The following is a 24,909-nucleotide window of genomic DNA, read 5'->3' as shown; positions in this document are numbered from 1 at the left end:
GTCGGTGCTCGGCGATAGCGTGAATGCAACGAGGGGAATCATGAGGATCAACGAGAACGGCCGGGTTGTCTGGAGCGCGAGCGATCTGAAGGGGGCCGCCGAGTGCGAGTTCGCGTGGGTGCGGCAGCTCGACGCGCGCCTCGGCCGCATCGCGCCGGTCGAAGAGCCGGAGGACGCCACCCTCCAGCGCGCGGGGGCGCTGGGGTTCGTGCACGAGGGTCGCCAGCTCGCCGAGTACCGCGCTCGTTACGGCGTCGGCGTCGTCGAGATCGCGGAGGCGAAGAGCTGGGATGCCGATGCACTGACCATCGCCGTCGCACAGACCGAGGCGGCGCTCCGCGCGGGGGCGGATGTCGTCTACCAGGCGACCTTCGCCACCCCCGAGTTCGTCGGCTTCGCCGACTTCCTCTTCCGCGACCCGGATGGTCGGTACGTGGTGCAGGACACCAAGCTGGCGCGGCGGGCGAAGGTCACGGCGTTGATGCAGCTCGCCGCATATGCCGATCAGCTCGACCGCCGCGGCATCCCGCGTGCAGATCGTGTCGAGCTGCTGCTCGGTGACGGCACGGTCAGCGCCCACGCGGTCGACGACCTGCTTCCCGTGTTCCAGCTGCGCCGGGAGCGGCTGCGGGCGATGATCGCCTCTCAGCGGCCCGAGCTCGGCCCCGACGGGCCCGTGGTGGCGTGGGGGGACCCGGCCTTCGTGGCGTGCGGCCGCTGCGCGACGTGCAGCCTCGAAGTCGAGAGCCACCGCGACCTGCTGCTGGTGGCCGGCATGCGCCCGACCCAGCGCCGGCGACTGGCATCGGCCGGCGTGGCGACGATCGAGCAGCTCGCCGCCGCCGACGCCTGCGCGGCGAACATCAGCCCAGATGCGTTCACCTCCCTCCGCATCCAGGCGCGGCTGCAGCTGGAGACGGAGCGCCGGGCCGGCAACGGGGGACCGACCGCACCGGTGTTCGAGGTGGTGATGCCCGCGGCGCTTGCGGCGATCCCCGCCCCCGACCCCGGCGACCTCTTCTTCGACTTCGAGGGCGACCCGCTCTACACCGAAGAGGAGTCGGGCCTCTGGAACCTCGATTACCTGTTCGGCTGGGTCGATCAGGCGGAGCAGTACGGGGCCCTCTGGGCGCACTCGTTCGCGGAGGAGAAGCGGGCGCTCGAGCGGTTCATCGCCTTCGTGGGCCAGCGCCGGGCGAAGCATCCGGGGCTGCACATCTACCACTACGCGCCGTACGAGCCGACGCACCTTCTCGCCATGGCGGCGCGCTACGGTACCTGCGAGGCCGAGGTGGACACGCTGCTGCGGGACGGGGTGTTCGTCGATCTCTACCCGATCGTGCGTCGTGCGCTCCGCGTCGGATCGCCGTCCTACTCGATCAAGAAGCTCGAACCCCTGTACATGGGACAGGACGTGCGCACGAGCGATGTGCAGAAGGGCGACGAGTCGATCGTCCAGTTCGTGGAGGCGAGCGAACTGCGCGCGAACGGCGATGCGGAACGGGCTCAGCGCATCTTCGACGACATCGCCGAGTACAACCGCGACGACTGCGTCTCCACGCTCCGGCTGCGCGACTGGCTGCAGGCGCTTGCGGCGCAGTTCCACGTACGGGCGATCGATGACAGCGAGCCCGAGGGCAGGGCGTATCAGCCGTCGCCGCGGTCCGTCGCGCTCGCCGAGCGGGCCGACCTTCTCAAGGCCGCGGGGCGCGCGGACGGGCCCGGCAAGCCGACGGACGACGAGCGCGCGCTGCGGCTCGCGGGTGCGGCGATCGACTATTACCCCCGCGAGGCGAAGAGCTTCTGGGCGATGCACTTCCTGCGGCTGCGCGAGCCGATCAGTCTCTGGGAGGACGCACGCGATGTCGTACGGGTGGATGCCGAGCAGACCGAGGTCGTGCGGGATTGGCATCGCGACGACGGCCAGCGCACCGACCGTCGCCATGTGCTCATCCGCGGCAGCTTCGCCCCGGGCACTCGTCTGTCACCCGACACGAACCCCTCCCTGCTCTACGACCTGCCGACGCCGTTCCCCTTCACCTCGTCGCCGAGGTGGATCCACGGCGACCACCGGTGCCGCGTGCTCGAGGTCTTCGACGACGGCGTGCTGGTCGAGGAGCCGGCTGTCGACTCGTTCACCTGGTCCGAACTGCCGGTCGCCGTAACGCCCGCCGCCCCGCCACCGGCCGGCAACCAGCAGTTCGCCATCGAGGCGTGGGCCGATGCCCTCCTCGCGGCCGGTCTCGAGTTTCCGCACGACCCCGCGACCGATATCCTCCGCCTTCGTCCGCCGCGCACGCGCAGCGGGGCGCTGGCTCCCGTCCTCGGCGGCGACGATGTCACGGCGATCACGACGTCGCTGCTCGATCTCGACCAGAGCTACCTCGCCGTCCAGGGCCCTCCCGGAACGGGCAAGACGTACGTCGGCTCGCACGTGATCGCCCGGCTCGTCTCCGAGCACGGGTGGCGCATCGGGGTTGTGGCGCAGTCCCATGCCGTCGTCGAGAACATGCTGGACCGCGTCGTGGAGGCCGGCGTCGACCCGCAGCTCGTCGGCAAGGCGCCGAAGAAGGCGGATGAACCAGGCACGCCCGCGTACACGGCTCTGGCCAAGAACGGCGTCGCGGCCTTCGCCGCCGAACGCGCGGAGTCCGGGTTCGTGATCGGCGGCACGGCGTGGGACTTCAGCCACGAGGGGCGCCTGGCCCGCGGCGGTCTCGACCTGCTCGTGATCGATGAGGCCGGGCAGTTCTCCCTCGCATCAACGATCGCGGTCTCGCTCGTCGCGCCGCGACTGCTCCTCCTCGGCGACCCCCAGCAGCTGCCTCAGGTCAGCCAGGGCACGCACCCCGAGCCGGTCGACACGTCGGCCCTCGGCTGGGTCATCGGCGACCACGACGTGCTGCCGGAGGCCTTCGGCTACTTCCTGACGCAGAGCTGGCGCATGCATCCGGCCGTCGCCCGGCCGGTGTCGGTCCTGTCCTACGACGGACGGCTCGCCTCGCACGCGTGCGCATCGATCCGGCGCGTGGAGGGAATCGAGCCCGGGCTGCACGTCGAACCGGTGCTCCACGCCGGCAACGCCACCGAGTCGGTCGAAGAAGCGGCGAAGGTCGCAGCGATCGTCGCGGGTCTGATCGGATCGCCGTACACCGACGTCGACACCGACCCGTCCGGCTCGCCGACCGCCGTCGCGCCCCGTCCGCTCGAGGCCCCCGACATCATCGTCGTCACCCCGTACAACGCCCAGCTCACCCAGGTCGAGAAGGCGCTGGCCGCTGCCGGGTTCCCCGACGTGCCGGTGGGGACGGTCGACAAGTTCCAGGGTCAGGAGGCGGCGGTGGCCATCGTGTCGCTCGCCGCCTCCTCCGCGGCCGACGCCCCACGGGGAATCGAGTTCCTGCTGCTGCGCAATCGCCTGAACGTCGCCATCTCCCGCGCCAAAGTGGCGGCGTACCTCGTGTACTCGCCCGGGCTGCTGGATGACCTGCCGCGCACGCCCGAGGGGGTCGCCCGGCTCAGCGCCTTCGCGCGGCTCGTCGGCGCGCCCGCAGGCACCTCCACGGACGAACCCGCCGCTGTCCCCGCGGCCACCCTCACCGTCGCCCCCGTCCGCGCCATCGCCGATTCCGCGCCATAGACTTGCGGGAACGGGAGGGCGAGCGTGGCCGACGAATTGCCGAGGAAGTTCGAGATCGACCTGCCGACCGAGGTGGTCCCTGGTCACTACGCCGACTTCGCCAACGTCTGGCACACTCCGACGGTCTTCATCATGGATTTCGTGACGCTCGCGCAGCCACCTCGGGAAGAGACCGACGCTGACACCAGCGAGCGTCACATGGTCGTTCCGGCACGCGTGGTCAGCCGCATCCGCATTCCTCCCGAGCAGGTCTTCGAGCTGGCCAAGGCGCTCACCCAGCAGTTGGAGTTCTGGGAGCAGGAGACCGGCAAGAGACCACCGAGCGCCCCGCTCCTCGACGACGGAAACGCGGGCCCGCGCGCCTGATCGCGCGGCCCGCGACCCCGATGGCTGCAGAGCCGCGCCCGTGACGACCCGTTCGACCGACCGGCACCGCTGGCGCGCCTACTGGGCGTGCGTCGCCGTGGCCGCCCTGACAATCCTCGACCTCACGAAGGTCAATGTCGCGCTTCCCTCCATCGAGCAGGCGTTCTCGGCGTCGTCCACCGAGCTCCAGCTCGTCGTCAGCGGCTACGTCCTCACGTTCGGCCTCGCCCTCGTCCCCGCAGGTCGCATCGGCGACCAGCGCTCGCGCAAGGCGATGTTCGTCGTCGGCCTCTCGATCTTCACCCTGTCCAGCGTCGCCGCCGCGCTGGCTCCGACGGCATCCGTGCTGCTGATCGCTCGCCTGGTCCAGGGAGTCGGCGCCGGCATCCAGATGCCCCAGGTGATCGGCACGGTGCAGGAGCTTTTCCAGGGCGAGGAGCGTGGGCGCGCCTTCGGCCTCTTCGGGGCGACGATCGGCATCGCCACCGCGTTCGGCCCTACCCTCGGCGGCCTGGCCATCGCCCTGGGCGGAGCGGACGACGGCTGGCGCTGGATCTTCTGGATGAACGTGCCGCTCGGTCTCGCGGCCCTTCTGGCCATCGTCAGGCTCCTCCCATCCGGCAGGCGCGGCTCCTCCGAGAAGCTGAGCCTTGACCCTCTGGGCCTGCTGCTCTTCGCGATCACGGTGATCGCCCTGATGTGGCCGTTCCTCTTCACCACCGGTTCTCCCGATGACAACCCCGCCCGCTGGTGGCTGCTCGTCGTGTTCGTCATCGCCGCGGCGCTGTTCGTCTGGTGGGAGCGCCGGTATGCGGCATCCGGTCGGTATCCGCTCGTCACGATGTCGCTGTTCCGGATCGGGTCCTACCGCAACGGCACACTGCTCGCCACGGCGTACTTCGCGGGAACCCCGGCGATGTTCCTGCTGACGACGCTCTTCCTGCAGGACGGCCTCGGACTTCCTGCGGTGTTCGCCGGAATGACGTCGATCGGGTTCGCCCTCGCGAGTGCGGCGTCGTCGTGGTGGGGCGGCCTCATGGTGAACAGGCTCGGCCGGCCCATCGTCGTTCTCGGCGTCGTGATCGTGCTGATCAGCGTGATCGGGATGGTGATCGCCACCCTGGTGCTTCCGGACGATGTGGTGCCCTGGGCCGTCGCGGCGGTGATGATCGTGGGCGGAGCGGGCGGTGGCCTCGTGATCGCCCCGAATCAGACCCTCGCGCTCGAGGACGTGCCGGTGGCCGAGGGCGGCCTCGCCGGCTCGGTCGGACAGCTCGGCCAGCGCATCGGCGCGGCCATCGGCACGGCCGTGGCGCTGTCGCTCTTCTACGCCACGATCTACCGCGAAACGGACGACGAGGTGCAGACCGTCGTGTACCACGACGCCTACGCCATCGGCATGACATCCGTCGCGGTGCTGCTGGCACTGGCCCTGCTCGCGGGGGTCGTCGACCTCGCCGGCCGACGGCGCGACGACGTGCTCACGGCCGCGAGCGAATAGCCCGCCCGGCGCGCGGTGTCAACCCCCTACGGACCGGAATTCGATCGCACGTAGTCTTGCGGAGCGCGCAAGCGCAGGTCGCGGCAACCGCATCGGCGAGGTCGGTTGCCGCGACCTCTTGCTTGCGGCGAGGCATCATCCCGAGAGCCCGCTCGGTTCGATCGCCCGGCCGCCATGAGTCCGGCGGCCTCCTTCGCGGCTATCATCATTGAGATCCCCCTCGAAGTCGGGGGTAGCCCGAGGGAGGGAACCGGCGTGGGACGATTCCGTTATGGGGACGCACTTGTCGTCGATTTCGATGACCGTCTTCTTGCCCACCTGCAATTGGTGATCGGCGCGAAGATCCGTCGTGGAGAGTCGTTCTACTTCTCCTGGAGAGATGATCCGGGCGTCGGCGACGGCCGCACCAGCGTCTGGGTCCATCCCGCTGTTCCGATCTCGTTCAAGTTCTACGGGTCGCGGATGCCGGGCATCAACCGTGCGTGGATCGATGCGCTCACGGCCACCGCGAACGCCCCCATGGGGCTTCAGGTCGTGCCGGAGCCCGAAGCCGCGATCGAACAGGAGTGAGGCACTCGTGAAGCGCGTATACGTGATCTACCAGGGCACCACCTTCTCGGTCAGCGGGCGCGAACCCGAGGACCTCCGCCAGGAGATCATGGATGCGGTCCGCAAGGGCGAGCCGCACTGGCTGCGCGTCAACTACGGCGAGGGCACGCCGGCAGCCACCGACCTGCTGCTCGCACCGGGGATCGGTGTCGCCCTCTCGATTCCCGGCGGTGGTCCCGACGGCGAGTTCAGCGAGGCGGACGAGGCCGTCCCCTCGTCGGGCCCGGCCGGCCCGCTGCGGGGCTCCGCGATGGGCGATGGGATGCCCTCGGTCGGCGAGATCGCGCACGACGCCTGACCCGGGCCGCTGGCCGCCGCGCCTGACCGGGCGGCGTGCTCGCTTCGCGGGCGTCGTTCCCCCGGTGCCAGCGGCTTCGGACCCGTGATGTATCAGCGCCGTCGGCGCACGCTCCTTCGTGGCGAGAAGGAGAGACCATGTCCAGCATCCCAGCCGCCGAACAGCGGGCCGATGTGCCCGGCGCTCCCGCCGAGGCCGTGGAGACCGGACGACGCCGCCGCCTGCTGTTCTGGATCTTCCGCTACCTGCCGGCGGAGGTGGCCGGAACCGCCGCGATGATCGCGGCAGGGCTCCTCGTGACATTCTGGACGACCGCGCCGCTCGCGATCGCGCTGGCCGCGGTGGTCGGCGAGAGCCTGGGCTTCTACCTCGTCCTCGCCGTGACCATCTACGGCGAGCAGGCCCCGCAGACGATCGGCGCTCCGCACGGGCGACGCCGCGCCGTGCGCCGCACCCTGCTGCTGCTGCTGGCCGAATTCGGCCCGGCCGAGCTGTTGGACAGCCTGCTGATCCGGCCCGCCGCACTGTTTCTCGGCGTGCTCGTCCTGGCCGACCCCGTATGGGGGATGCTCGCCGGCAAGATCGTCGCCGACCTCGTCTTCTACGCCTTGGCCGCCGGCGCATTCACCTTCACCGACCGCGCGGGGCTGCGCGTCGCCCGGCCTCGGACGGGGGCGCCGGCATGAACGCCGCGGCCACCCGTCGGGAACGGCGAGCCGCCCGCACGGTGCGCGAGGTGCGCCTCACCGAGGCATCCACCCTCCTCGCCGGCGCCGATGCGCGGGCGGCGCTCGCCCTGCACGGAACCCCGCTGATGCTGCTCGAACCGGATCGCGTCCGCACGCAGTACCGGCGACTGCGCGACGCGTTGCCCTTCGTGCGCTTCCACTACGCGGTCAAGGCTCTCGACCACGATGCCGTGCTGTCGGTGCTGGCCGATGAGGGCTGCGGCTTCGACGTCGCGGGCACCGAGGAGCTGACGGCGGTGCGCGAGCATGGCGTGTCGCCGGAGCGGATCATCCACACGCATCCGGTCAAGAAGCCCAGCGAGATCGCGGATGCCGTGCGTGCGGGCGTTCGCACCTTCGTGGTCGACAACCCCGCCGAGCTGGCGAAGTTCGCCGGTCTGGGACCCCGGATCGGAGTGCTGGTGCGACTCGCATACCGCAGCCCGCACGCCAAGAGCGATCTCTCCAGCAAGTTCGGGGTCGGCCCGTTCGAGGCAGCGCACCTGATCGAGCAGGCGCTCGCCCAGGGCACGCGCATCGCCGGCTTCAGCTTCCACGTCGGCAGTCAGCTCGATGACCCGCAGCGCTTCGGCGATGCCGTCGCCGAGACGCTGGCGCTGATGGATCGCCTGCAGGCCGTCTATCCCGTCCGTTTCGACACGCTCGACATCGGCGGCGGATTCCCGGTCGCGTATGAGAAGCCCGTGGCGTCGATCGAGGCGGTGGCAGCGGTGCTGCGGCCCCTGCTCGAGCCGCGCCGGCGAGAGCTCGACATCATCGCCGAACCGGGCCGCGTGCTCGTCGCCGAGGCGATGACGGCCGTGACGAGCGTCGTCGGCGTCGCCGAGCGTGCGGACGGACGCTGGTACTACCTGGACGACGGCGTCTACGGCGCATACTCCAACGTGATCGCCGAGGACGCGCATCCGCTGCTGTTCGCCGAGAAGGAGCTGGGCGCGGGGGAGGAGGCCGTGGAGGTGCATCGGTGGGCCACGCTCGCCGGTCCGACGTGCGACTCGGCCGATGTGATCGCCCGCGAGGTGCTGCTGCCCGACCTCGGGCCCGGGGATTTTGTGGTGAGTCCCGCGATGGGCGCATACACGGTGGTGACCGCTTCGCGGTTCAACGGCCGTCCGGCTCCGCGTGTGGTCGTGATCGGATCGGCTCCGGAGTCCGGATCGATGGATGCCGTCGCTGCTCCACACGCGGAAGGCCTTCGCGTACGCACCGGCGCCCAGACGGTCGCGCCCGCGCTGACGTAGACCCCCGAACCCGCGTCAGACGGTGCCGCCTCCGACGGTGCCGCGTCAGACGGTGCCGTACAGCCGATCGCCGGCGTCGCCGAGCCCGGGAACGATGTAGCCCTTGTCGTTGAGGCGCTCGTCCAGCGCGCCGAGCACGAGGGTGACATCGCGGCCCTCGACCTGCTTCTCGATGGCGGCCACACCCTCCGGTGCGGCGAGGATGCAGATCGCCGTGACGTCCTGTGCGCCGCGCTTGAAGAGGAAGTCGATGGCGGCGCCGAGCGATCCACCGGTGGCCAGCATCGGGTCGAGCACGAAGCACTGCCGGTCGCTCAGATCGGCCGGCAAACGCTCGGCATACGTCGTCGGCTCGAGCGTGTCCTCGTTGCGGGCCATGCCGAGGAACCCGACCTCGGCGGTCGGAAGCAGCTTGACCATGCCATCGAGCATGCCGAGCCCGGCGCGGAGGATCGGCACCACGAGCGGGCGGGGCTCGCCGATCCGCACACCGGTGGTCTTCGTCACGGGCGTCGTGATCTCGATCGGCTCGACGCGGACGCTGCGGGTCGCCTCGTACGCGAGCAGGGTCACGAGCTCCTCGGTGAGCTGGCGGAAGACCGGGGAGGAGGTCCTCTCGTCGCGCAGCACCGTGAGCTTGTGGGTGATCAGGGGGTGGGCCGCGACGTGTACACGCATATGCACAGGCTAACGGGTGGGGCACTTCCGGCACCGCCCGGGCGCCCCGGGCACCGCGCGCATCTCACGAGGCCGGTGCCCCCGCCGGCGGCGAGCCTCGGACGCTGCGCTTCTCGCCGCGCGCTGCGCCGATCGACGGTGCGTGAACAGGAAACAGCAGCGCCCGGCGGGCGTAGCGTGGTGGTCATGACGGCACGCGAATACGACCTCATCGTGATCGGAGCCGGGGCGGTGGGCGAGAACGTCGCCGATCGCGCCGTGCAGGGCGGACTCTCGGTGCTCATCGTCGAGGACGAGCTGGTTGGCGGTGAGTGCTCGTACTGGGCCTGCATGCCCTCGAAGGCGCTGCTTCGGAGCGCCGCGAGCCTGCGTGCGGCGCGCGCGGTCGACGGCGCTCGACAGGCGATCACCGGGGAGCTGGACGTCGCGGGCGTGCTCCGCCGGCGCACGAAGGTCACCCACGACTGGGACGACGCGTCGCAGGTGAAGTGGCTCAGCAAGGCGGGCATCGAGCTGCTGCGCGGCCACGCGGAGTTCACCGGCGAGCGCGAGCTGCGGGTGACGGGCGACGACGGCTCGGTCACCGAACTCACGGCCCGTCACGCGGTGGCGGTGTCGACGGGCTCGCTGCCGCTGCTTCCCGACATCCCGGGCCTCCGCGACATCGAGCCGTGGACCAGCCGCGATGCAACGAGCGCGCGGGAGGTGCCGGCGTCTCTCGCCATTCTGGGCGGCGGCGTCGTGGGTGCCGAGATGGCGACCGCCTACGCGGGGTTCGGGACCGAGGTGACGCTGATCGCCCGCTCCGGACTGCTCACCCGCGAGGAGCCGTTCGCGGGAGAACTGGTCAAGGAGTCGCTCGAGGCGATGGGTGCGACGGTGCTCACCGGAGTCGACGTCACGGCGGCGGCGCGCGACGACCACGGCGCCACCCTCACCCTCAGCGACGGCCGCACCATCGTGGCGGAACAGGTGCTCGTGGCCGTCGGCCGAACGCCGCGGACGGGAGATCTCGGCGTGGAGGCGATCGGCCTGACGCCCGGCGAGTGGCTCGAGACCGACGACACCCTGCGCGTGAACGGGTTCGATTGGCTCTACGCCGTCGGAGACGTGAACCACCGTGCGCTCCTCACGCACCAGGGCAAGTACCAGGCGCGAGCCGCGGGCGACGTCATCGCCGCGCGGGCGAGGGGCACGGCGGTGGATGACGCGCCATGGGGCGCGCACGTCGCGACGGCCGACCACCGGCATGTGCCGCAGGTGACCTTCACCGACCCGGAGGTGGCCTCGGTCGGACTCACCGAGGCGGCCGCGCGAAAGGACGGCTACGACATCCGCGTTCTCGATTACGACCTCTCGTGGGTCGCCGGTGCCAGCACCCTGTCGGACGATTACCGGGGCACGGCGCGAGCGATCGTCGATGAGAAGCGCGGCGTGTTGGTCGGCGCCACCTTCGTCGGGCAGGATGTCGTCGAGCTCCTGCACTCCGCCACCGTCGCGATCGTCGGCGAGGTGCCGCTCGACAGGCTCTGGCACGCGGTGCCGTCGTACCCGACGCTCAGCGAGGTCTGGCTTCGCTGGCTCGAGGCATACGGGCGTCCGTCAGCCGGCTGACTCCGTGGCCACCCTGTTCAGCCGGCGCTGGCGCATGGCGAGGAACAGCGGGAAGGTGAACGCGAATGCCGTGAGGGCGGATGCCACGACGTAGAGCCAGCCGAACCGCATGCCCAGCCGGCGGGCCTCGACGATGATGAAGACGCTGCCCGCCACCGCGGCCACGAGCAGATCGACGGTGATCGACGACACTGCGGGGCCGCTCGTTCGCAGGTCTGTGAAGAAATCGTTCATCTCGGCGATCGCGATGCCGTTGTAGATCCACGTGCCGATCAGGCCGGCGATGGCGAGCACCAGGTAGGCGACGGCGAGGGGCGACCAGTCTCGAGTCATGGACTGATCATGCCCGTAGAATCGCCCCCATGGCCGAGCCCCTCCAGCGACAGGTGATCCGGGCGAGCTTCGCGACCGAGCAGTCGGTCTACGGGGTCATCCTCGTCTCTGGGATGATCGTCGTCTCCGCGACGCACGATTCCACTTCGTGGGAGGTCTTCTGGACCGTCGTCGTGACGGTCATCGTGTTCTGGCTCGCGCACGTCTATGCGGGAACCGTCGCTCACCACGGACTGGACCACGGGCGTGTGCTCGGCATCCGCGAATCGTTCGAGGAGGCGGTCTCGCACTCCTGGGGGCTGCTCGCGTCGGCGCTCATCCCCTCCTTCATCCTGCTGCTCGGGGCCACGGAGGCGGTACCCGACTACGTCGCCATCTGGATGGCTCTGTGGGCCGGGGTCCTGGTGCTGGCGATCCTCGGCTACATCGCGTTCGCGCGCCGAGGAGCCGCGTGGCCCATCCGCGTGCTCGGCGCCGTCACAACAGCGGGCTTCGGTCTGGTGATGATGCTGCTGAAGGCGCTCGTGCACTAGCCGATCGCCCGTCAGCGGGTGTCGGGTGGCGCGATAGGGCGTGCGGGGCGGCTGCCGGGAGGCGGTGGCCAGTGAGCCGACGTTCAGCGGGACGTGAGGTCGAGCAGCGCCGCGACGGCCGCCTCGACGCTGGCCTCGAGGATCTCCTCCGGCTCGCCGGAGAGGGTGAGCAGCCGGTTCCCGGTCGTCCCGTCGGCGCACCACCCGACGTACACCGTTCCGGCGTCATGCCCGCCCTCGGATCCCGGACCCCCGACGCCCGTCACCGACACGGCGACGTCGGCGTCCATCAGCGTCCGCACGCCGCGGGCCAGCTGCTCGGCGGATTCCGGGGAGACCGGATCGGTTCCCTCGGCGAGTCCGAGCACGGACTCCTTGGTGGGCGTCTGGTAGGCGATGACCCCTCCTGCGAACCAGGTCCCGGCGTCGTGGGCCTTGCCGATGGTGCTGGCCAGCAGCCCGCACGTCAGCGACTCCGCCACGGCGACGGTGAGTCCGGTGTCGAGGGCCTGGTCGGCCACGCGATCGATGTCAGCCATGCGCATCCTTCCTCGAGAGCAGCCGACATTACCTGGCTCCCATGGCGGCGACAGCCCCTTGCCATCGCGGTCGGGGTCGTGTTCATCGCCACGGGCAGCGGCCCATGCGTGCACCGGGGAGCAGATCCGGGGGATCGCGTGCCGGGATGCCCCGGATCGGGTCGGAGCGACCCGAATCTGCGCCCCGGTGCTCGCCGACCTTCGGGCGCGCCGCGCGACCCGAATCTGCGCCCCGGTGCTCGCCGATCTTCGGCGCGCCCCGCTACCCGAATCCGCACTCCAGGTGCTCGCCGATCTCTCAGCACTCTCGTATCGGGCATCCGTAGCGTGGCCTTATGACGATGCTCCCGGCCGACGAAGAGGCGATCGCCCAGGCGCGTGCGCTGCGCGACGAATTCCAGCGGTTCCTGCTGGAGTACCGGTTCGGGCTGCGGGAGATCGAGACCAAGATCTCGATCCTCCGGGAGGAGTTCGAGCAGGCGCACGACTACAACCCGATCGAGCACGTCACGAGCCGGGTGAAGAGTCCGGACAGCCTGGTCGAGAAGGTCGGCAGGAAGGGGATCGCCCCTGACTTCGACAGCATCCGGGCCGGCATCACCGACATCGCCGGCATCCGCATCACCTGCAGCTTCGTCTCGGATGCCTATCGGCTCTTCGATCTGCTCACGAGGCAGGACGACGTGCGCGTCCGGTCGGTGAAGGACTACATCGCCGAGCCGAAGGCGAACGGCTACAAGAGCCTGCACGCCATTCTCGAGGTGCCGGTCTTCCTCTCGTCCGGCCGGGTCGATGTGCCCGTGGAAGTGCAGTTCCGCACGATCGCGATGGATTTCTGGGCGAGCCTCGAGCACAAGATCTACTACAAGTACGACCGCCGGGTGCCCGCCGAGCTGCTCGACTCGCTGAAGGAGGCCGCGCATTCTGCCGCAGAGCTCGACTCCCGGATGGCCCGGCTGCACTCCGAGGTGCACGGGATCCGCAGCACTCCGGCACGGGTCACGGCCGTCTGAGTCCTACAGGATGACGGTGGACCGGCCGTGCACGATAACCCGGTCTTCGCTGTGCCACTGCACGGCCCGCGCCAGCACGAGCCGCTCGACATCCGCCCCCCGGCTCTGCAGCTCAGCCGTCGACTGGGAGTGGGTGACCCTGGTGACGTCCTGCTCGATGATCGGGCCCTCGTCGAGGTCGGCCGTCGCGTAGTGCGCGGTCGCACCGATCAGCTTGACCCCACGATCCTTCGCCCGCGCATACGGGTTGGCCCCGATGAAGGCGGGCAGGAACGAGTGGTGGATGTTGATGACCGGCGCCCCGACCCGCGTGAGGAAGTCGTCGCTCAGGATCTGCATGTACCGGGCGAGCACCACGAGGTCGACGTCTCCCCGCAGGAGGTCGAGCTGCCGCTGCTCCATCGCGGCCTTGTCGCCGTTCTCGAGCGGGATGTGCGCGAACGGCACTCCGAAGGAGCGAACGTCGGCCGCGAGGTCCGCGTGGTTGGACACGACCACGGCCACCTCGATGTCGAGCTCGCCGCGGCGCGTGCGCCACAGCAGGTCCATCAGGCAGTGGTCGTACTTCGAGACGAAGATCGCCACGCGCTTGCGCTGGGCGACATCGTGCAGCGACCACTCCATCCCGAAGCGGTCGGCCACCGCGGTGATCGATCGCTCGAGAGCCGGGCGCCCTTCGGCGAGTCCCGGAAGGTGGAACACCGTCCGCTGGAAGAAGCGCCCGCCGGCGGCATCCGTCGAATGCTGATCGAGCGAGATGATGTTGGCTCCGTGCTCGGCCAGCACCCCGGCGATGGCGGCCACGATGCCTGGTTGGTCCTCACAGGTGATCAGAAGCCGGGCGGTGTCGGGCTGAGGCATGGTTGCGATTCTTCCCGAGCGAACGCTCCCGGGCCAATCGGGAGAACGGTCCCGCCGATACTCTGTACCCGTGGTCGAGCCAGACATGTTCTTCATCCCGCTGATCGCGGTGCTGGCGCCGCTGCTCGCGCGGGGTGTCTCGGCGTGGGTGCGCGTGCCGATCGTGGTGTTCGAGCTCGTGCTGGGCATCCTGCTCGGACCGGACGTCCTCGGGTGGGTGCAGCTCTCCGATTTCGTGGACCACCTCTCGGACTTCGGGCTCGCCACCCTCTTCTTCGTGGCCGGCAGCGAGATCAACTTCGAGGCGGTGCGGGGGCGGCCGATCCTCCGCGCCTCGCTGGGCTGGCTGACGAGTCTCGTGCTCGGTCTCGCGGTGGGCGTGCTGATCGCACCGGGCGAGACCGCGGTGATCATCGCGGTGGCCCTGAGCTCGACGGCGCTCGGCACGCTGATGCCGATCCTGCGCGACGCGGGGGAGCTGCATACCCCCTTCGGCCGGGCGGCCACCGCGATCGGAGCCGTCGGCGAATTCGGTCCGCTGGTCGCCATCTCCCTGTTCCTCGGCACGCGTGAGCCCGGCATCTCGACCCTCGTGCTGATCGGCTTCGTCGTGGTGACGGGCGGCGCGATCGCCCTTGCCACGCGGATGTCCCACGGGCGCCTGCACGACTTCGTACGCACCACCCTGCACACGTCGGGGCAGTTCGCCGTTCGTGTCATCGTCATGATCCTCGCGGCGCTCGTGGCGCTCAGCATCCTGCTCGATCTCGACATGCTGCTCGGTGCGTTCGCCGCGGGAGTGATCTGGAAGCTCATCATGCGCAACGCGCCCGAGCGCGACCGGGAGCAGGTGGACAGCAAGGTCGAGGCCATCGCGTTCGGCTTCCTGGTCCCCATCTTCTTCGTCTACACCGGGGTCACGTTCGACCTCGAGGCTCTGCTCGCGTCGCCCATGGCGCTCACCCTGCTGCCGCTGTTCTTCGTGCTGCTGCTCGTGATCCGGGGGCTGCCGGCTCAGCTGTCGGTTCCACCCGGGGCGTCGGGCCACGACCGCGCCGCGCTGGCACTGCTGGCCGCGACCGGGCTTCCGATCATCGTCGCCGTGACCAATATCGGGGTGGACGAGGGGATCCTCGACTCCGCGCTCGCCTCGGCTCTCGTGGGGGCCGGCATGCTCTCTGTGCTCGCCTTCCCGCTCCTCGGCATGGCGCTGCGGGTGAGATCCTCCACACGCGAGACGGTGCCGCTGGACCCGGCACCCGCCGAGCCGACGCAGGAGGAAGCGTAGGTGGATGACGTCCGGTCGATCTTCGACGCCGCGCGCGCCCGGCTCGCCGATCTTCCGCGCGAGGGCCTCGGCCGTATGACCCATCCGCGTCGCATCCTCGGTCTCACCCGCGCTCCGCGGATCGTTCCGGTCGGCACCGCGTGGCACCTCGGGGTGCTGCTGGTGGGTGATGCGACCGTGATGGCGACGGGCGAGATCACCCGGGCGGTCGACCCGGGTCGACGCGGCTACGCGGCGGAATCAGCGCGCCACCGGGCCGAGCTGCGTGCCGCGGCCCTGCGGGGCGGGTTCGCCGATGGTGACACGGTGCACTTCGGCTGGACGGAGCTCGACCTCGACGCCGTCGCCCGCGGCGAGGCATCCGGACCGCTCTCCGGTGCCGGCGGCGAACCCATGGTCCGCTGGAGCGCCTCCGGCGGGCTCGCGCCGCTGCGCGGCTATCTCGACGAGCGCATCGAACTGCTGCGGCATCCGCCGCTCGGAGCCTGACGGCCCTCCCCGCCAGCCCCCGTCGTACGCTGGGGTATGGCAGAGACGCAGCGCCGCGACATATTCCGCCAGAGTTCTGTGATCGCGGCGGCGTCGTTCATGGTGATCGCCGCCTTCATCGGCACCGGAGCCGCCGGCGGAACGCCGGTGCAGGATCTTCAGGGCGGTGCTCTGGATGCCGACGGCTCATTCCTCGCCCCCGGCCGGCCGGCGTTCGGCATCTGGACGGTCATCTACGCCGGTCTGCTCGCCTACACCGTCTGGCAGGCGCTTCCCGGCCAGCGCGCGTCGGCGCGCCAGCGGTCGATGGGCTGGTGGATCGCGCTGACCATGGTGCTGAACGGCGGATGGCTCGTCGCGTCGCAGTTCGGGCCGCTCGTCTCGACCGTGGTCGCCATCATCGCGCTGCTCGCGGCGCTGGGGTGGACGTTCCACCGCGCGGTGGTCACGAAGGAGCATCAGTCGCCGTGGCCGGACTCGCTGCTGGTCGACGGCGTGACCGGGATGCACCTCGGCTGGGTCAGCGTCGCCACGGTCGCCAACGTAGCCGCGTGGCTGACCGCGGTCGGTCCGGCCTCGTGGGGGGCGCAGGCGCACCTGTGGGGGGTCGTGGTGCTCGTCCTCGTGCTCGTCATCGGCCTGGCGATCTCGTGGGCCAGTGGATGGCGGCTGGCGCCGCCCTTCGCAATGGCGTGGGGGTGCCTCTGGATCGGGCTGGAGCGCCTCGGCGGGCAGCCGTACGCCCCTGACGTCGGGTTCACGGCCCTGATCGTCGCCGGGCTGCTGGTGCTTGTGCCGTCGACGGCGAGAGTCGTCACGCTGCTTCGGCAGGGCGGGGATTAGGCGCACACGCCGCACGGGCCGGCGCTGCGCCGCGGGCTATCCGGCCGCGGGGCCGAACATGCGGGCGAACGTGCGCAGCAGGCGGGCGGGCTCGGTCACGGATGCCGCGAGCACGCGTCCGGCGATCGTATCGTAGGCGTCGGCCTCGAAGTAGCCGTCGTTCCGGTAGATCGCCATGCGCTCGGTGAAGTCGCGGGTCGTCGGCTCCGGATGGAACTGTGTGGCGTAGAGGGTGTCGCCCGACCGGTAGGCCTGCACCGGGCACGCCTCGTTGGTGGCGAGCAGCACGGCGCCGGGCGGCGCCTCCGCAGCGCCCTCCTTGTGAGCGGTCAGAGCCGTGAACCGTGTCGCGAGCCCGCCGAGCAGCGGGTCGCTCTGCCCTTCTCGCGTGAGTGCCATGGCCACGGGTCCGGTGTCCTCCGGCCACGCCCGGCTGACCGTGCCTCCCAGCATCCGGGTGACCACGCCGATGCCGTAGCAGGTGAAGAGGGCGGCCGTCCTCGCCTCGGCGGCCCTCGCTGCGATGCGCTCGAGGTCCGCCTCGAGGCGCCGCTGCGACTCGTTCTTGGTGGAGTCCGGATCGGTGATGTTGAACGGGCTCCCCCCGATCAGAAATCCCGAGTAGCGGTCGAAGACGTCGTCGGGGAGCGGATTGCGCACCAGATCCAGGTGGTCGAGGTCGACCTCCTTCAGCCGGGTCGCGGTGAGGAACGACCGGTACTCGGCGGCCGCCGCGTCCTCTTGAGGGCGCACGCGGACGTACAGGAGGGGGAGGTCGGTCGCCATCCCGTGATTCTAGGCGCCGGGGCCGAGGAGCGGCTGTGACGGGGATGACGAAGCGCGGCTGTGACGCGGGTGACGAAAAGCGGCTGTGACGCGGATGCGGGGCGCCCGGAACCATTTCGGAGGGACATGTATCAGCTAGGCCCTTGCCCTGCTCATCATCGGTGTGGACACAATGGGCCCTATGACCGAGAGACCCCGGTCGGACCCCCGCAGCGCGCCGGAATCGCCTGACGAGCCGGAGGGTGCCGATCCGGATGTCGAGCCGACGCGCTGGGAGCGGGCGGCCGATCTTTTCGTGAGCTGGCGCGAGGGCGAGACCCGCGCGATGGATGACCTCGTGCGCCTCATGACGCCCGTGCTCTGGCACGTGGTCCGCGCGTACGGGCTCGACCATGCGCTCGCACAGGATGTGGTGCAGACCACCTGGATGACGCTGGTGCGGCGGCACGACTCCATCACCGAGCCGAGGGCCGTCGCCGGTTGGCTCACCACCTGTGCGCGCCGCGAGGCCTGGCGGGTCGGCAAGCTGCACCGCCGCGCCGACCCCACAGGAGCCGATTACCTCGAGCCGCATCTCCCTCCCCAGGAATCGGCCGAAGAGACCGCGTCGCACATCGATGAGAGCAGCCGGCTCTGGTCGGCGGTGCGCAAGCTTAACGAGCGCTGCCAGCGACTGCTGCGCGTCGTTGCCTTCGAGGAGCGTCCCGATTACGCCCGCCTTGCCCAGGACCTGTCGATGCCCATCGGGAGCATCGGACCTACCCGGCAGCGTTGCCTGGGCAAACTCCGCGCCCTCCTGCAGGGCTCCGGGCTCGAGACGTCTGAGGGGATGAAATGATGTCGATCCACAACGAAGACCACGTCGCCGACGCGGCCCTTTTCGCGCGACTGCGCGCCGTGTGGGAAGACGTCGACCCGGTGCCGGCGGATCTGATCGACCGCATGGTCGCCGCCGTCGCGGTCGAGGATCTGTCCCGGGAGTACGCGCTGCTGACCCTCGTCGAGAGCGCCGGACTGTCGGCCGTACGAGGCGAGAGCGACACGCTGACCCTTCAGTTCAGCGACGGCACGACGAGCGTGCTGCTGCACGTGACGGCGACCGAGAGCGGCCACCGCCGCATCGACGGGTGGGTGGACGGCACCGCTCTCGCGGTGCGGCTCGCGCAGGGCGATCGCGAGTGGTCTGCGGATGCCGGCGAGAGCGGGCGCTTCGCGTTCGAGGAGATCCCGTCCGCGGTGTCGCGCATCCGGCTCGTCGTCAAGGACGGCGACGGCGTGCGGGAGTTCAGAACTCCTCAGTTCGAGGTGTAGACACCGGACGCCGACGGGCGTCTGGTCGATCGGGTCGGTACCGGCCCAGGAAAGGATCGAGCGTGGCAGACGACAAGGAAGTCGGTTCTTGGCGCGACCGCGAAGCGGCCGCCGAACCGAGGGGAATGGCGCTCGACCCGTTGCGCGAGCCGGTGCCGGGGGTGTCCGCCTTCGGGACGGTCTACGTGCCCGGGTATCTCATCATCTCGGGCGACCCCGAGGCCGCGACCTCGGTGCTGAGGGATGCCGGGGCCACGCTCGGGTGGGACGTCAAGCTCGAGACGATACGAGAGGCGGCGCCGACGGATGAAGCGGGGCAGAGCTCGCAGCTCACACGGGCTCGCATCTTCCAGTCGCCCAAGCCCGGACGCGACGATGAGCCGGTCCCTCCCATCGATGCGTGGCGTCTGCTGCAGCGTGCGCGAACGCCGAGGGTGGACGAGCAGAGCGCCAGGGATGGCGCACTGGAGGCGTCGAGATCGGTCGATCCCGGCGGCGGCGGCCGGAGGGTGCAGCAGCACTCGGAGGTGGCGCCCGATGATCCGCTGAGAAACGTCGGTCTGGACCACGTCCTCATCATCGATCCGATCGGCATAAACCCGCACACCCGGACGAACCCGCACACGCGGACGAATCCGCACACCCGGACCAACCCGCACACGCGCACCAATCCGGTGGGCATCGATGGCTATGCCTACCCGGGCAGCGGTGGATTGGAGGTGGTGAGCTACATCGGTCCGAAGCCCGCTCGCCTGCTCCCGCTCAAGGAGGGAGGACGCCGACCCGTCATCGCCTTCGTCGACACCGGCTGCGGCGCACATGCCTGGTTGCCCGTGGAGCCCACGTCGGAAGAGGTCGCCGAGGGTGCACTCCCGGAAGGCGAGCACCCCATCATCCGACGAAGAGTGCCGGCCCTGGTCACCCCGCAGGTGATCGGCATCGACGACCCGGGGACCGACCCGGAGGTGTTCGGCGACCAGGCGGGAGCGCTCGACGGATTCCTCGACGACGGTGCAGGGCACGGGACTTTCGTCGCCGGCGTCCTTCGCCAGGTGTGCCCTGAAGCCGACCTGATCTCACTTCGCGTGGCGGACAGCAACGGCACCGTGCTGGAGAGCGAGTTCATCGACGCCCTGGAGGAACTCGTCCAGCTCATGGATGGGCAAGGCGCCGGAAGTGCGCAGCCGGTCGATGTCGTGAACCTGTCATTGGGGTACTACCACGAGACGCCGGAGGATGGACGATTCAGCACTCGGCTCTATGACGTTCTCAAGGAGCTGCGCAGCCGCGGGTGCGTCGTCGTCTGCTCGGCGGGAAACGACGCGACCGACCGCCCGACCTTTCCCGCTGCCCTGTGGGACTGGAACGACCCGGAGCTCCGGCTGGTCGAGCCAGCCGGGCTCGCCGCGCATATCTCGGTGGGTGCACTCAACCCCAACAACACGTCCGTCGCCCTCTACAGCAACGTCGGCAAGTGGGTTCGCGCCTATGCGCCCGGGACATCCGTGCTCAGCACGATCCCGCCCTTGCAGGGCGGCGTTCAGGCCGGATCTCGCTATGACATGTACGATCGCCGACGCGAGACCATCGATCCCGACGACTTCACGGGCGGCTATGCCATCTGGAGCGGCACGTCATTCGCTGCGCCGTTCGTGGCCGGATCGATAGCCCGATACCTGGCTGAGGGGCTCATGGCAGGCGAGGCTGTCGACATCACGGCGAGAGAGGCGGCGACGAACGCGGCTCTCGCCGATGTCACGGCGCGCGACGGGTCCGGCATCGCATAGCGGATCGACGCGGTCTGCATGGTGGTCAACGCGGAGGATTTCGCCATGATGAGAGAGTGACCGTCACAGCGGAGGAGCTTTACCAGCGCGGTCAGGCGCTGAGCAACCGCGGAAGCTTTGCGGCCGGTCGCCGGGCTCTGGAGGCGGCCGCTCGCCGAACCGACGACCCGAACCTGCGGGCGCGGATCGCCGGCACCCTGTCCTACGTGATGACGAAGGTCGGCAGCGCGGCCGAAGCGGAGCGGATGTGCCTCGACGCGCTGGCCCTACCGGGAATCAATGTGGAGACGGCCGCCATCCTGTACGGACAGCTCGGGTCGATCGAGATGGACAGGGGGCGTCTGGAGACGGCCGTCGCCTGGTTGGGTCGGAGCATCGACGGCCTCTCCCACGACCCCGTGCGCAGCGCGAACATGCGTTTGAACCGCAGCCTCGTGCTCATGCAGTGGGGACAGCTCGCCGGGGCTCGTGAAGACCTCGAGCGCGCCGCGAGCAGCTACCGCGAGGCCGGTCTCCACCTCGAAGAGGCGCAGGCCCGGCACAACCTCGGCTACGTCTCGATGCTCTCCGGCGATCTCGTCGGGGCCCTGCAGATCATGCAGCAGGCCCGCGCGCTGCTTGATCGGGAGTCGTCCACGTGGGAGGCGATCGGCGACGTCGACCGGGCCGAGGTGCTCCGCGAGGCGGGCCTCACCACCGACGCCGAGCAGATCCTCGAACGTGTGGCGCGCGTGTTCGGCGCGCACGGCATGCCGCAGGCGCGCGGGGAGGCGGAGTTCAACCTCGCGCGCTCCCTCCTGCGGCACGACCCCGTGCGCGCCGCGCGGGTGGCCGCAGCCGCCGGCAGGCGGTTCCGCGCGCTCGAGAACGATACTTGGGCGGCGCGCGCCGAGGGAGTGCGCCTCCGTGCCGTGCTCTCCGCCGGCAATGTCGGGCGCTCGGGCGATCGGACGGCCATGATGCGGGGGATCCCCCATGCTGGCGAGGTGGATGCCGTGGCCCGCGCGCTCGAGGCCCGCGGGCTGCGGGGCGAGGGCGCCGCGCTGCGGATGACGGACGAGCTATGGCGCGCGCACCACGGGACGGATGCCGACGCCCCGCGACGCGTCATCCGGCAGCCGCGCGGCGCGTCGATGGATGTGAAGCTGCTGGCGTATGAGGTGCGCGCCGCGCGGGCGGCGGCGGCCGGACGGGAAGGGGAGGTCCGTCGCCAGGCGGCGGCGGGGCTCGAGCTGCTGTCGTCGTGGCAGAACTCCTTCGGCAGCCTGGACCTTCAGACCTCCACGAGCGGCCATGGCATCGGCCTCATGCTCGAGGGCGTCGCGTCCGCCGTGCGGTCCCGCAGGCCCGATGTGCTCTTCGAGTGGTCCGAGCGCGTACGGCACCTGAGCCAGGAGGTCATCCCGCTCCGCCCTCCGCCCGATCAGGGGCTCGCCACCGACCTGGCGGAACTCCGGATGCTGCGCGCCGAGAACCCGTCCGGCGATTGGCTCTCGGACCCTCGGGCCGCGGCGCTGCGGGATCGCGCGCGCGAGCGGCAGTGGTCCGCGACCGGTTCGGCCGCTGTGCAGCAGCGGGTGGGCCTGGAGGAGTTCCGCGGCCACCTGGGTGATGACACCGCACTGCTCGCCTTCGTCTTCAGCGGCGACTCCCTGTCGTGCCTGGTCGTGTCGAGCTCGAGTACCGGGATCATGGACATCGGTCGCTGGTCGACCGTGCGCACGGGGCTGGCCGGCCTCCGCGCCGACCTCGACGTGTCGGCGTCTGTGCGCAGCGGACCGATGGCGACCGTCGTGAAGCGAGCCCTCGATGAACGGCTCGCCCTGCTCTCGTCCGTGCTGCTGAGCGCGCCCCTCCGCGCGGCGGGCGGCGCCCGGCGCCTCATCCTCACCGTCCCGGGCGTGCTCAACGGCATCCCATGGGCGATGCTGCCCGCGATGCGGGGTCGGGTCTTCACCGTCGCGGTGTCGGCGACGCGCTGGACGAGATTTCGCCCGGCCGTGGAGGCGGCCGGGGTCGACGGTTCGCGCACCGTCGGCTTCGCGACAGGCCCGCGGGTCGCCCGGGCCGACGAGGAGGTTGCGGCCGCGGCATCCGCCTGGCCCACCGCCACCGCCCTGCGGGGCCCGGATGCCACCGTGTCGGCCGTCACCACACTCGCCCCTGCGGTCGACGTGCTGCATGTCGCCGCGCACGGCCGGCACGCCGTGGACAACCCCCTGTTCTCGGGCCTCGAGCTGGCCGATGGAACCCTGTTCGGCTACGACATCGACCTCATACCCCGCGTACCCGACACCGTCGTGCTCTCGGCGTGCGAGGTCGGTCGATCATCCGTGCGGTGGGGGGAGGAGGCGCTCGGCATGACGCGCATCTGGCTCCACGCCGGGTCACGGGTCGTGATCGCCGCGCCCGTGGTGGTGGCCGATGACGTCGCGTGCGAACTGCTCGGGGCATTGCACCTCGGCCTCGTCGGCGGCCTCACACCGTCCGAGGCGCTCGCCGCGGCATCCGATTCGACCGCACTGGTGGCGCCGTTCCAGGCGCACGGGGCAGGTTTCTGAAAACGGTCCCCGGCCGATGTATCAGGAGGCGTCCACGGCGCTCCTGACGGGTGGAACGGTGCACAGCAGGAATGCACACGGGGGCACGGCGCATGCGCTGGGGGTACGCCTCATCCGCTCATGCTCAGTCATGGCGGGCGCGGCGGCACCGGACCGGCGGGGGATGTCGTCGAACCCAGGTAGGCGACATCCCCCACTCCGTGGTGCGGGCGCATCCTCAATCGCGGGAGCTGTGCGGCGTGCGCCCGCGTACGATGCCGATGAAGGTCTCGACGTCGGCGGTGGTGCGTTCGGACTCCCAGGCGAGCGCGACCGTGGACACCGGCCCTTCCCGAAGGGGACGGAATGTCAGGTCCTTGCGATGGTGCAGGCGGGCGAGCGACATGGGCGCGAGAAGAACCCCCACGCCGGCGGCGACCGTCGCGACGGCGTCGGCCGTTTCGGCAGGCGCGGCGAAGGTCGGCTGAGCGGCGCCGGGGATGGTGAGCGGGCCGAGCGCGTCGTCCTCCGGCACGATGACCACCTCGCCGGCCAGGTCGTCGAAGGTCAGCTCGTCCGCGACGGTCAGGGCGGAATCCACGGAGACGATCACCACCGCGACTTCGTCGTAAAGCGGGATCGCATCGATGCCCTGTCGTTCGATCGGCAGGCGGACAAGGGCCGCGTCGAGGTCGTGCAGGGCGCTCCGCTGTTCGGCGACCGTCAGCGGCACGAGCTCGAGCGGCACGTGCGGCATCCGCTCCTTCCACGCGTCGATCCACTTGCCGGGCGTAGCGCCCGGGATCGCGCCGAGGCGGAACGTGCGGGGCTCCTCAGGCGGCGCTGCGGGCGCCGGCGCGGCCGTGGGTTTCGGCTTCGATTGGCGCTTCGGTCCGGGCTGCGGCGGGGACTTCGAGGTGGACTTCGGCGTCGACTTCGGCTTGGCGGCGGGGCGGCGACCCGCCGCATCCGCTCGCCGCTTTCCCCGCTTCGCCGGTCGTCCCTTGGCCATCCCGCCAGCGTAGTGCGCGCGGTATGGTCGGCTCATGATCGCCATCCTCGCCACGGTGTTCGCGGCGCTCGCCGCCCTCCTGCACGTGTACATCTTCGTGATGGAGAGCCTGCAGTGGACCCAGCCGAGGATCTGGAAGCGCTTCGGCGTCCGCGACCAGGCCGCCGCCGAGACCACCCGGCCGATGGCGTACAACCAGGGCTTCTACAACCTGTTCCTGGCGATCGGCACGGGCATCGGGCTGGCCCTGTTCTGGACGGGCGCGGATGCCGCCGGCGAGGCCGCCGGGAGGGCGCTGGTGCTCTTCAGCCTCGGTTCGATGGTGGCTGCCGCTCTGGTTCTCGTCACCTCGGGCAAGGGCTACGCGAGGGCGGCGGCGACGCAAGGAACGCTGCCGCTGATCGGGTTCGTGCTCTTCTTGTTCGCCTAGGTTCGGCACGCCCGCCACCGGCGGCGCGGGCCACGGCTCAGGCGGCGAGTCGCAGCCCCCGACGGTCGGTCACGACGTTCTCGCCGTCGGCGATGGTCTCATCGTCGCCGATCAGGGCGCCACCGGGCACTCTGGCGCCTGTACCGACGCGCGTACGGACACCGATGTGCGCCCCGGGGCCGATGGCCGCGCCGGAGCCGATGTGGGCGTGCGCGTCGATGTGCGCCTGGGGGCCGATGACGGCGTCGGGTTCGATCCATGCGCCACGCCCGATGCGGGCACCGGCCGCAACCTGCACTCCCGGCTCGACGTAAGCTCCCGCTTCGACCAGCGCATCGGGGTGCACCTTCGCGCCGTGCGCGATCAGACCCCGCCCGTTGGCGTGCTTGCGGTAACGCAGCGTCTCGCCGCGCTCGTTCTCGATATCGACGTAGTTCTTGCCCACGAT

25 protein-coding genes are annotated in these 24,909 nt (G+C 70.4%); 18 read left to right on the top strand and 7 right to left on the bottom strand.

Annotated features, from left to right (window positions below):
- Nucleotides 1-40: 40 nt before the first annotated feature.
- From ACPW96_RS01770 to ACPW96_RS01740, 7 genes are all read left to right on the top strand, one after another.
- Nucleotides 41-3,640 (top strand): TM0106 family RecB-like putative nuclease, encoded by a 3,600-nt coding sequence (locus ACPW96_RS01770; protein WP_425881798.1) that lies wholly within the window; start codon nucleotides 41-43, stop codon nucleotides 3,638-3,640.
- 24 nt (nucleotides 3,641-3,664) lie between these two features.
- A complete protein-coding gene (locus tag ACPW96_RS01765) occupies nucleotides 3,665-4,006 on the top strand; it encodes a DUF3467 domain-containing protein (protein ID WP_425819772.1) in 342 nt (113 codons plus the stop codon).
- Between the two features lie 40 nt (nucleotides 4,007-4,046).
- The gene (locus ACPW96_RS01760) at nucleotides 4,047-5,507 is read left to right on the top strand and encodes an MFS transporter (RefSeq protein WP_425881797.1); all 1,461 of its coding nucleotides are present in this window, start codon (nucleotides 4,047-4,049) and stop codon (nucleotides 5,505-5,507) included.
- Between the two features lie 255 nt (nucleotides 5,508-5,762).
- Nucleotides 5,763-6,077, top strand: a complete 315-nt coding sequence (locus tag ACPW96_RS01755) for an ATP-dependent DNA ligase (protein ID WP_425819776.1) — start codon at nucleotides 5,763-5,765, stop codon at nucleotides 6,075-6,077.
- 7 nt (nucleotides 6,078-6,084) lie between these two features.
- Nucleotides 6,085-6,414, top strand: coding sequence for a hypothetical protein (locus ACPW96_RS01750; protein ID WP_425819778.1), 330 nt, complete (start codon nucleotides 6,085-6,087; stop codon nucleotides 6,412-6,414).
- Nucleotides 6,415-6,551: 137 nt separating this feature from the next.
- Nucleotides 6,552-7,100 (top strand): hypothetical protein, encoded by a 549-nt coding sequence (locus ACPW96_RS01745; RefSeq protein ID WP_425881796.1) that lies wholly within the window; start codon nucleotides 6,552-6,554, stop codon nucleotides 7,098-7,100.
- Complete coding sequence (locus ACPW96_RS01740; RefSeq protein ID WP_425881795.1) at nucleotides 7,097-8,404, top strand: type III PLP-dependent enzyme; 1,308 nt, start codon at nucleotides 7,097-7,099, stop codon at nucleotides 8,402-8,404. Before ACPW96_RS01745 ends, ACPW96_RS01740 begins: the two co-directional genes overlap by 4 nt.
- Before the next feature lie 45 nt (nucleotides 8,405-8,449).
- Here ACPW96_RS01740 and upp read toward each other — a convergent pair whose 3' ends face one another.
- Complete coding sequence (gene upp, locus ACPW96_RS01735) at nucleotides 8,450-9,082, bottom strand: uracil phosphoribosyltransferase (RefSeq protein WP_425819783.1); 633 nt, start codon at nucleotides 9,080-9,082, stop codon at nucleotides 8,450-8,452.
- Nucleotides 9,083-9,268: 186 nt separating this feature from the next.
- Here upp and ACPW96_RS01730 point away from each other — a divergent pair, with 186 nt between their 5' ends.
- Nucleotides 9,269-10,696 (top strand): dihydrolipoyl dehydrogenase family protein, encoded by a 1,428-nt coding sequence (locus ACPW96_RS01730; RefSeq protein ID WP_425881794.1) that lies wholly within the window; start codon nucleotides 9,269-9,271, stop codon nucleotides 10,694-10,696.
- Here the strand turns inward: ACPW96_RS01730 and ACPW96_RS01725 are convergent.
- Nucleotides 10,685-11,029 (bottom strand): DUF2834 domain-containing protein, encoded by a 345-nt coding sequence (locus ACPW96_RS01725; RefSeq protein ID WP_425881793.1) that lies wholly within the window; start codon nucleotides 11,027-11,029, stop codon nucleotides 10,685-10,687. The two genes, ACPW96_RS01730 and ACPW96_RS01725, sit on opposite strands and share 12 nt — an antisense overlap.
- Nucleotides 11,030-11,058: 29 nt before the next feature.
- Here ACPW96_RS01725 and ACPW96_RS01720 point away from each other — a divergent pair, with 29 nt between their 5' ends.
- The gene (locus tag ACPW96_RS01720; RefSeq protein ID WP_425819789.1) at nucleotides 11,059-11,562 is read left to right on the top strand and encodes a hypothetical protein; all 504 of its coding nucleotides are present in this window, start codon (nucleotides 11,059-11,061) and stop codon (nucleotides 11,560-11,562) included.
- 83 nt (nucleotides 11,563-11,645) lie between these two features.
- On the opposite strand, the gene ACPW96_RS01715 is transcribed toward ACPW96_RS01720, so the two are convergent.
- Complete coding sequence (locus tag ACPW96_RS01715; RefSeq protein ID WP_425881792.1) at nucleotides 11,646-12,101, bottom strand: CinA family protein; 456 nt, start codon at nucleotides 12,099-12,101, stop codon at nucleotides 11,646-11,648.
- Between the two features lie 335 nt (nucleotides 12,102-12,436).
- Between ACPW96_RS01715 and ACPW96_RS01710 the strand changes: the two genes are divergently transcribed.
- Nucleotides 12,437-13,114, top strand: coding sequence for a GTP pyrophosphokinase (locus tag ACPW96_RS01710; protein WP_425881791.1), 678 nt, complete (start codon nucleotides 12,437-12,439; stop codon nucleotides 13,112-13,114).
- Between the two features lie 3 nt (nucleotides 13,115-13,117).
- Here ACPW96_RS01710 and purU read toward each other — a convergent pair whose 3' ends face one another.
- On the bottom strand, nucleotides 13,118-13,975 hold the full coding sequence (gene purU, locus ACPW96_RS01705; RefSeq protein WP_425881790.1) for a formyltetrahydrofolate deformylase: 858 nt from the start codon (nucleotides 13,973-13,975) through the stop codon (nucleotides 13,118-13,120).
- Between the two features lie 70 nt (nucleotides 13,976-14,045).
- Here purU and ACPW96_RS01700 point away from each other — a divergent pair, with 70 nt between their 5' ends.
- Genes ACPW96_RS01700 through ACPW96_RS01690 form a run of 3 tightly spaced genes read left to right on the top strand, consistent with a single transcriptional unit; the run spans nucleotide 14,046 to nucleotide 16,595 of the window.
- The gene (locus tag ACPW96_RS01700) at nucleotides 14,046-15,263 is read left to right on the top strand and encodes a cation:proton antiporter (RefSeq protein WP_425819797.1); all 1,218 of its coding nucleotides are present in this window, start codon (nucleotides 14,046-14,048) and stop codon (nucleotides 15,261-15,263) included.
- Nucleotides 15,264-15,752: a hypothetical protein gene (locus ACPW96_RS01695; protein WP_425881789.1), complete on the top strand. Its 489-nt coding sequence runs from the start codon at nucleotides 15,264-15,266 to the stop codon at nucleotides 15,750-15,752.
- 36 nt (nucleotides 15,753-15,788) lie between these two features.
- A complete protein-coding gene (locus ACPW96_RS01690; RefSeq protein WP_425881788.1) occupies nucleotides 15,789-16,595 on the top strand; it encodes a hypothetical protein in 807 nt (268 codons plus the stop codon).
- Nucleotides 16,596-16,631: 36 nt separating this feature from the next.
- Here ACPW96_RS01690 and ACPW96_RS01685 read toward each other — a convergent pair whose 3' ends face one another.
- Complete coding sequence (locus ACPW96_RS01685) at nucleotides 16,632-17,381, bottom strand: glutamine amidotransferase-related protein (protein WP_425881787.1); 750 nt, start codon at nucleotides 17,379-17,381, stop codon at nucleotides 16,632-16,634.
- Nucleotides 17,382-17,562: 181 nt separating this feature from the next.
- Between ACPW96_RS01685 and ACPW96_RS01680 the strand changes: the two genes are divergently transcribed.
- The 4 genes from ACPW96_RS01680 to ACPW96_RS01665 all read left to right on the top strand — a co-directional run bounded on the left by ACPW96_RS01680 (nucleotide 17,563) and on the right by ACPW96_RS01665 (nucleotide 23,040).
- Entirely contained in the window at nucleotides 17,563-18,219 is a 657-nt protein-coding gene (locus ACPW96_RS01680) for an RNA polymerase sigma factor (RefSeq protein ID WP_425819805.1), read from the top strand.
- Entirely contained in the window at nucleotides 18,219-18,692 is a 474-nt protein-coding gene (locus ACPW96_RS01675) for a hypothetical protein (protein WP_425881786.1), read from the top strand. Before ACPW96_RS01680 ends, ACPW96_RS01675 begins: the two co-directional genes overlap by 1 nt.
- Nucleotides 18,693-18,754: 62 nt before the next feature.
- Complete coding sequence (locus ACPW96_RS01670) at nucleotides 18,755-20,479, top strand: S8 family peptidase (RefSeq protein WP_425881785.1); 1,725 nt, start codon at nucleotides 18,755-18,757, stop codon at nucleotides 20,477-20,479.
- 56 nt (nucleotides 20,480-20,535) lie between these two features.
- The gene (locus ACPW96_RS01665) at nucleotides 20,536-23,040 is read left to right on the top strand and encodes a CHAT domain-containing protein (protein WP_425881784.1); all 2,505 of its coding nucleotides are present in this window, start codon (nucleotides 20,536-20,538) and stop codon (nucleotides 23,038-23,040) included.
- Nucleotides 23,041-23,257: 217 nt separating this feature from the next.
- Here the strand turns inward: ACPW96_RS01665 and ACPW96_RS01660 are convergent, their stop codons facing one another.
- A complete protein-coding gene (locus tag ACPW96_RS01660) occupies nucleotides 23,258-24,067 on the bottom strand; it encodes a LysR substrate-binding domain-containing protein (RefSeq protein ID WP_425881783.1) in 810 nt (269 codons plus the stop codon).
- Here ACPW96_RS01660 and ACPW96_RS01655 point away from each other — a divergent pair.
- Nucleotides 24,066-24,461 carry a DUF1304 domain-containing protein gene (locus ACPW96_RS01655; RefSeq protein ID WP_425881782.1) on the top strand — a complete coding sequence of 132 codons (396 nt, stop codon included), beginning with the start codon at nucleotides 24,066-24,068 and terminating at the stop codon, nucleotides 24,459-24,461. The genes ACPW96_RS01660 and ACPW96_RS01655 overlap by 2 nt on opposite strands.
- Nucleotides 24,462-24,498: 37 nt before the next feature.
- On the opposite strand, the gene ACPW96_RS01650 is transcribed toward ACPW96_RS01655, so the two are convergent.
- Complete coding sequence (locus tag ACPW96_RS01650) at nucleotides 24,499-24,906, bottom strand: transferase (RefSeq protein WP_425819817.1); 408 nt, start codon at nucleotides 24,904-24,906, stop codon at nucleotides 24,499-24,501.
- Nucleotides 24,907-24,909 lie beyond the last annotated feature (3 nt).

Origin of the sequence: Micromonospora sp. DT81.3 (genome assembly GCF_049847225.1) — a bacterium.
Lineage (GTDB): Bacteria > Actinomycetota > Actinomycetes > Actinomycetales > Microbacteriaceae > Microbacterium.
Note: the sequence above shows the minus strand (reverse complement) of the source record. Positions and strands in the feature narration are given on the sequence as shown.

Coding starts and splice junctions, on each gene's coding strand:
- ACPW96_RS01770 (WP_425881798.1), top strand. CDS start 41: ATGAGGATCAACGAGAACGGCCGGGTTGTCTGGAGCGCGAGCGATCTG.
- ACPW96_RS01745 (WP_425881796.1), top strand. CDS start 6,552: ATGTCCAGCATCCCAGCCGCCGAACAGCGGGCCGATGTGCCCGGCGCT.
- ACPW96_RS01740 (WP_425881795.1), top strand. CDS start 7,097: ATGAACGCCGCGGCCACCCGTCGGGAACGGCGAGCCGCCCGCACGGTG.
- upp (WP_425819783.1), bottom strand. CDS start 9,082: ATGCGTGTACACGTCGCGGCCCACCCCCTGATCACCCACAAGCTCACG.
- ACPW96_RS01730 (WP_425881794.1), top strand. CDS start 9,269: ATGACGGCACGCGAATACGACCTCATCGTGATCGGAGCCGGGGCGGTG.
- ACPW96_RS01725 (WP_425881793.1), bottom strand. CDS start 11,029: ATGACTCGAGACTGGTCGCCCCTCGCCGTCGCCTACCTGGTGCTCGCC.
- ACPW96_RS01720 (WP_425819789.1), top strand. CDS start 11,059: ATGGCCGAGCCCCTCCAGCGACAGGTGATCCGGGCGAGCTTCGCGACC.
- ACPW96_RS01715 (WP_425881792.1), bottom strand. CDS start 12,101: ATGGCTGACATCGATCGCGTGGCCGACCAGGCCCTCGACACCGGACTC.
- ACPW96_RS01710 (WP_425881791.1), top strand. CDS start 12,437: ATGACGATGCTCCCGGCCGACGAAGAGGCGATCGCCCAGGCGCGTGCG.
- purU (WP_425881790.1), bottom strand. CDS start 13,975: ATGCCTCAGCCCGACACCGCCCGGCTTCTGATCACCTGTGAGGACCAA.
- ACPW96_RS01690 (WP_425881788.1), top strand. CDS start 15,789: ATGGCAGAGACGCAGCGCCGCGACATATTCCGCCAGAGTTCTGTGATC.
- ACPW96_RS01685 (WP_425881787.1), bottom strand. CDS start 17,381: ATGGCGACCGACCTCCCCCTCCTGTACGTCCGCGTGCGCCCTCAAGAG.
- ACPW96_RS01680 (WP_425819805.1), top strand. CDS start 17,563: ATGACCGAGAGACCCCGGTCGGACCCCCGCAGCGCGCCGGAATCGCCT.
- ACPW96_RS01675 (WP_425881786.1), top strand. CDS start 18,219: ATGTCGATCCACAACGAAGACCACGTCGCCGACGCGGCCCTTTTCGCG.
- ACPW96_RS01655 (WP_425881782.1), top strand. CDS start 24,066: ATGATCGCCATCCTCGCCACGGTGTTCGCGGCGCTCGCCGCCCTCCTG.
- ACPW96_RS01660 (WP_425881783.1), bottom strand. CDS start 24,067: ATGAGCCGACCATACCGCGCGCACTACGCTGGCGGGATGGCCAAGGGA.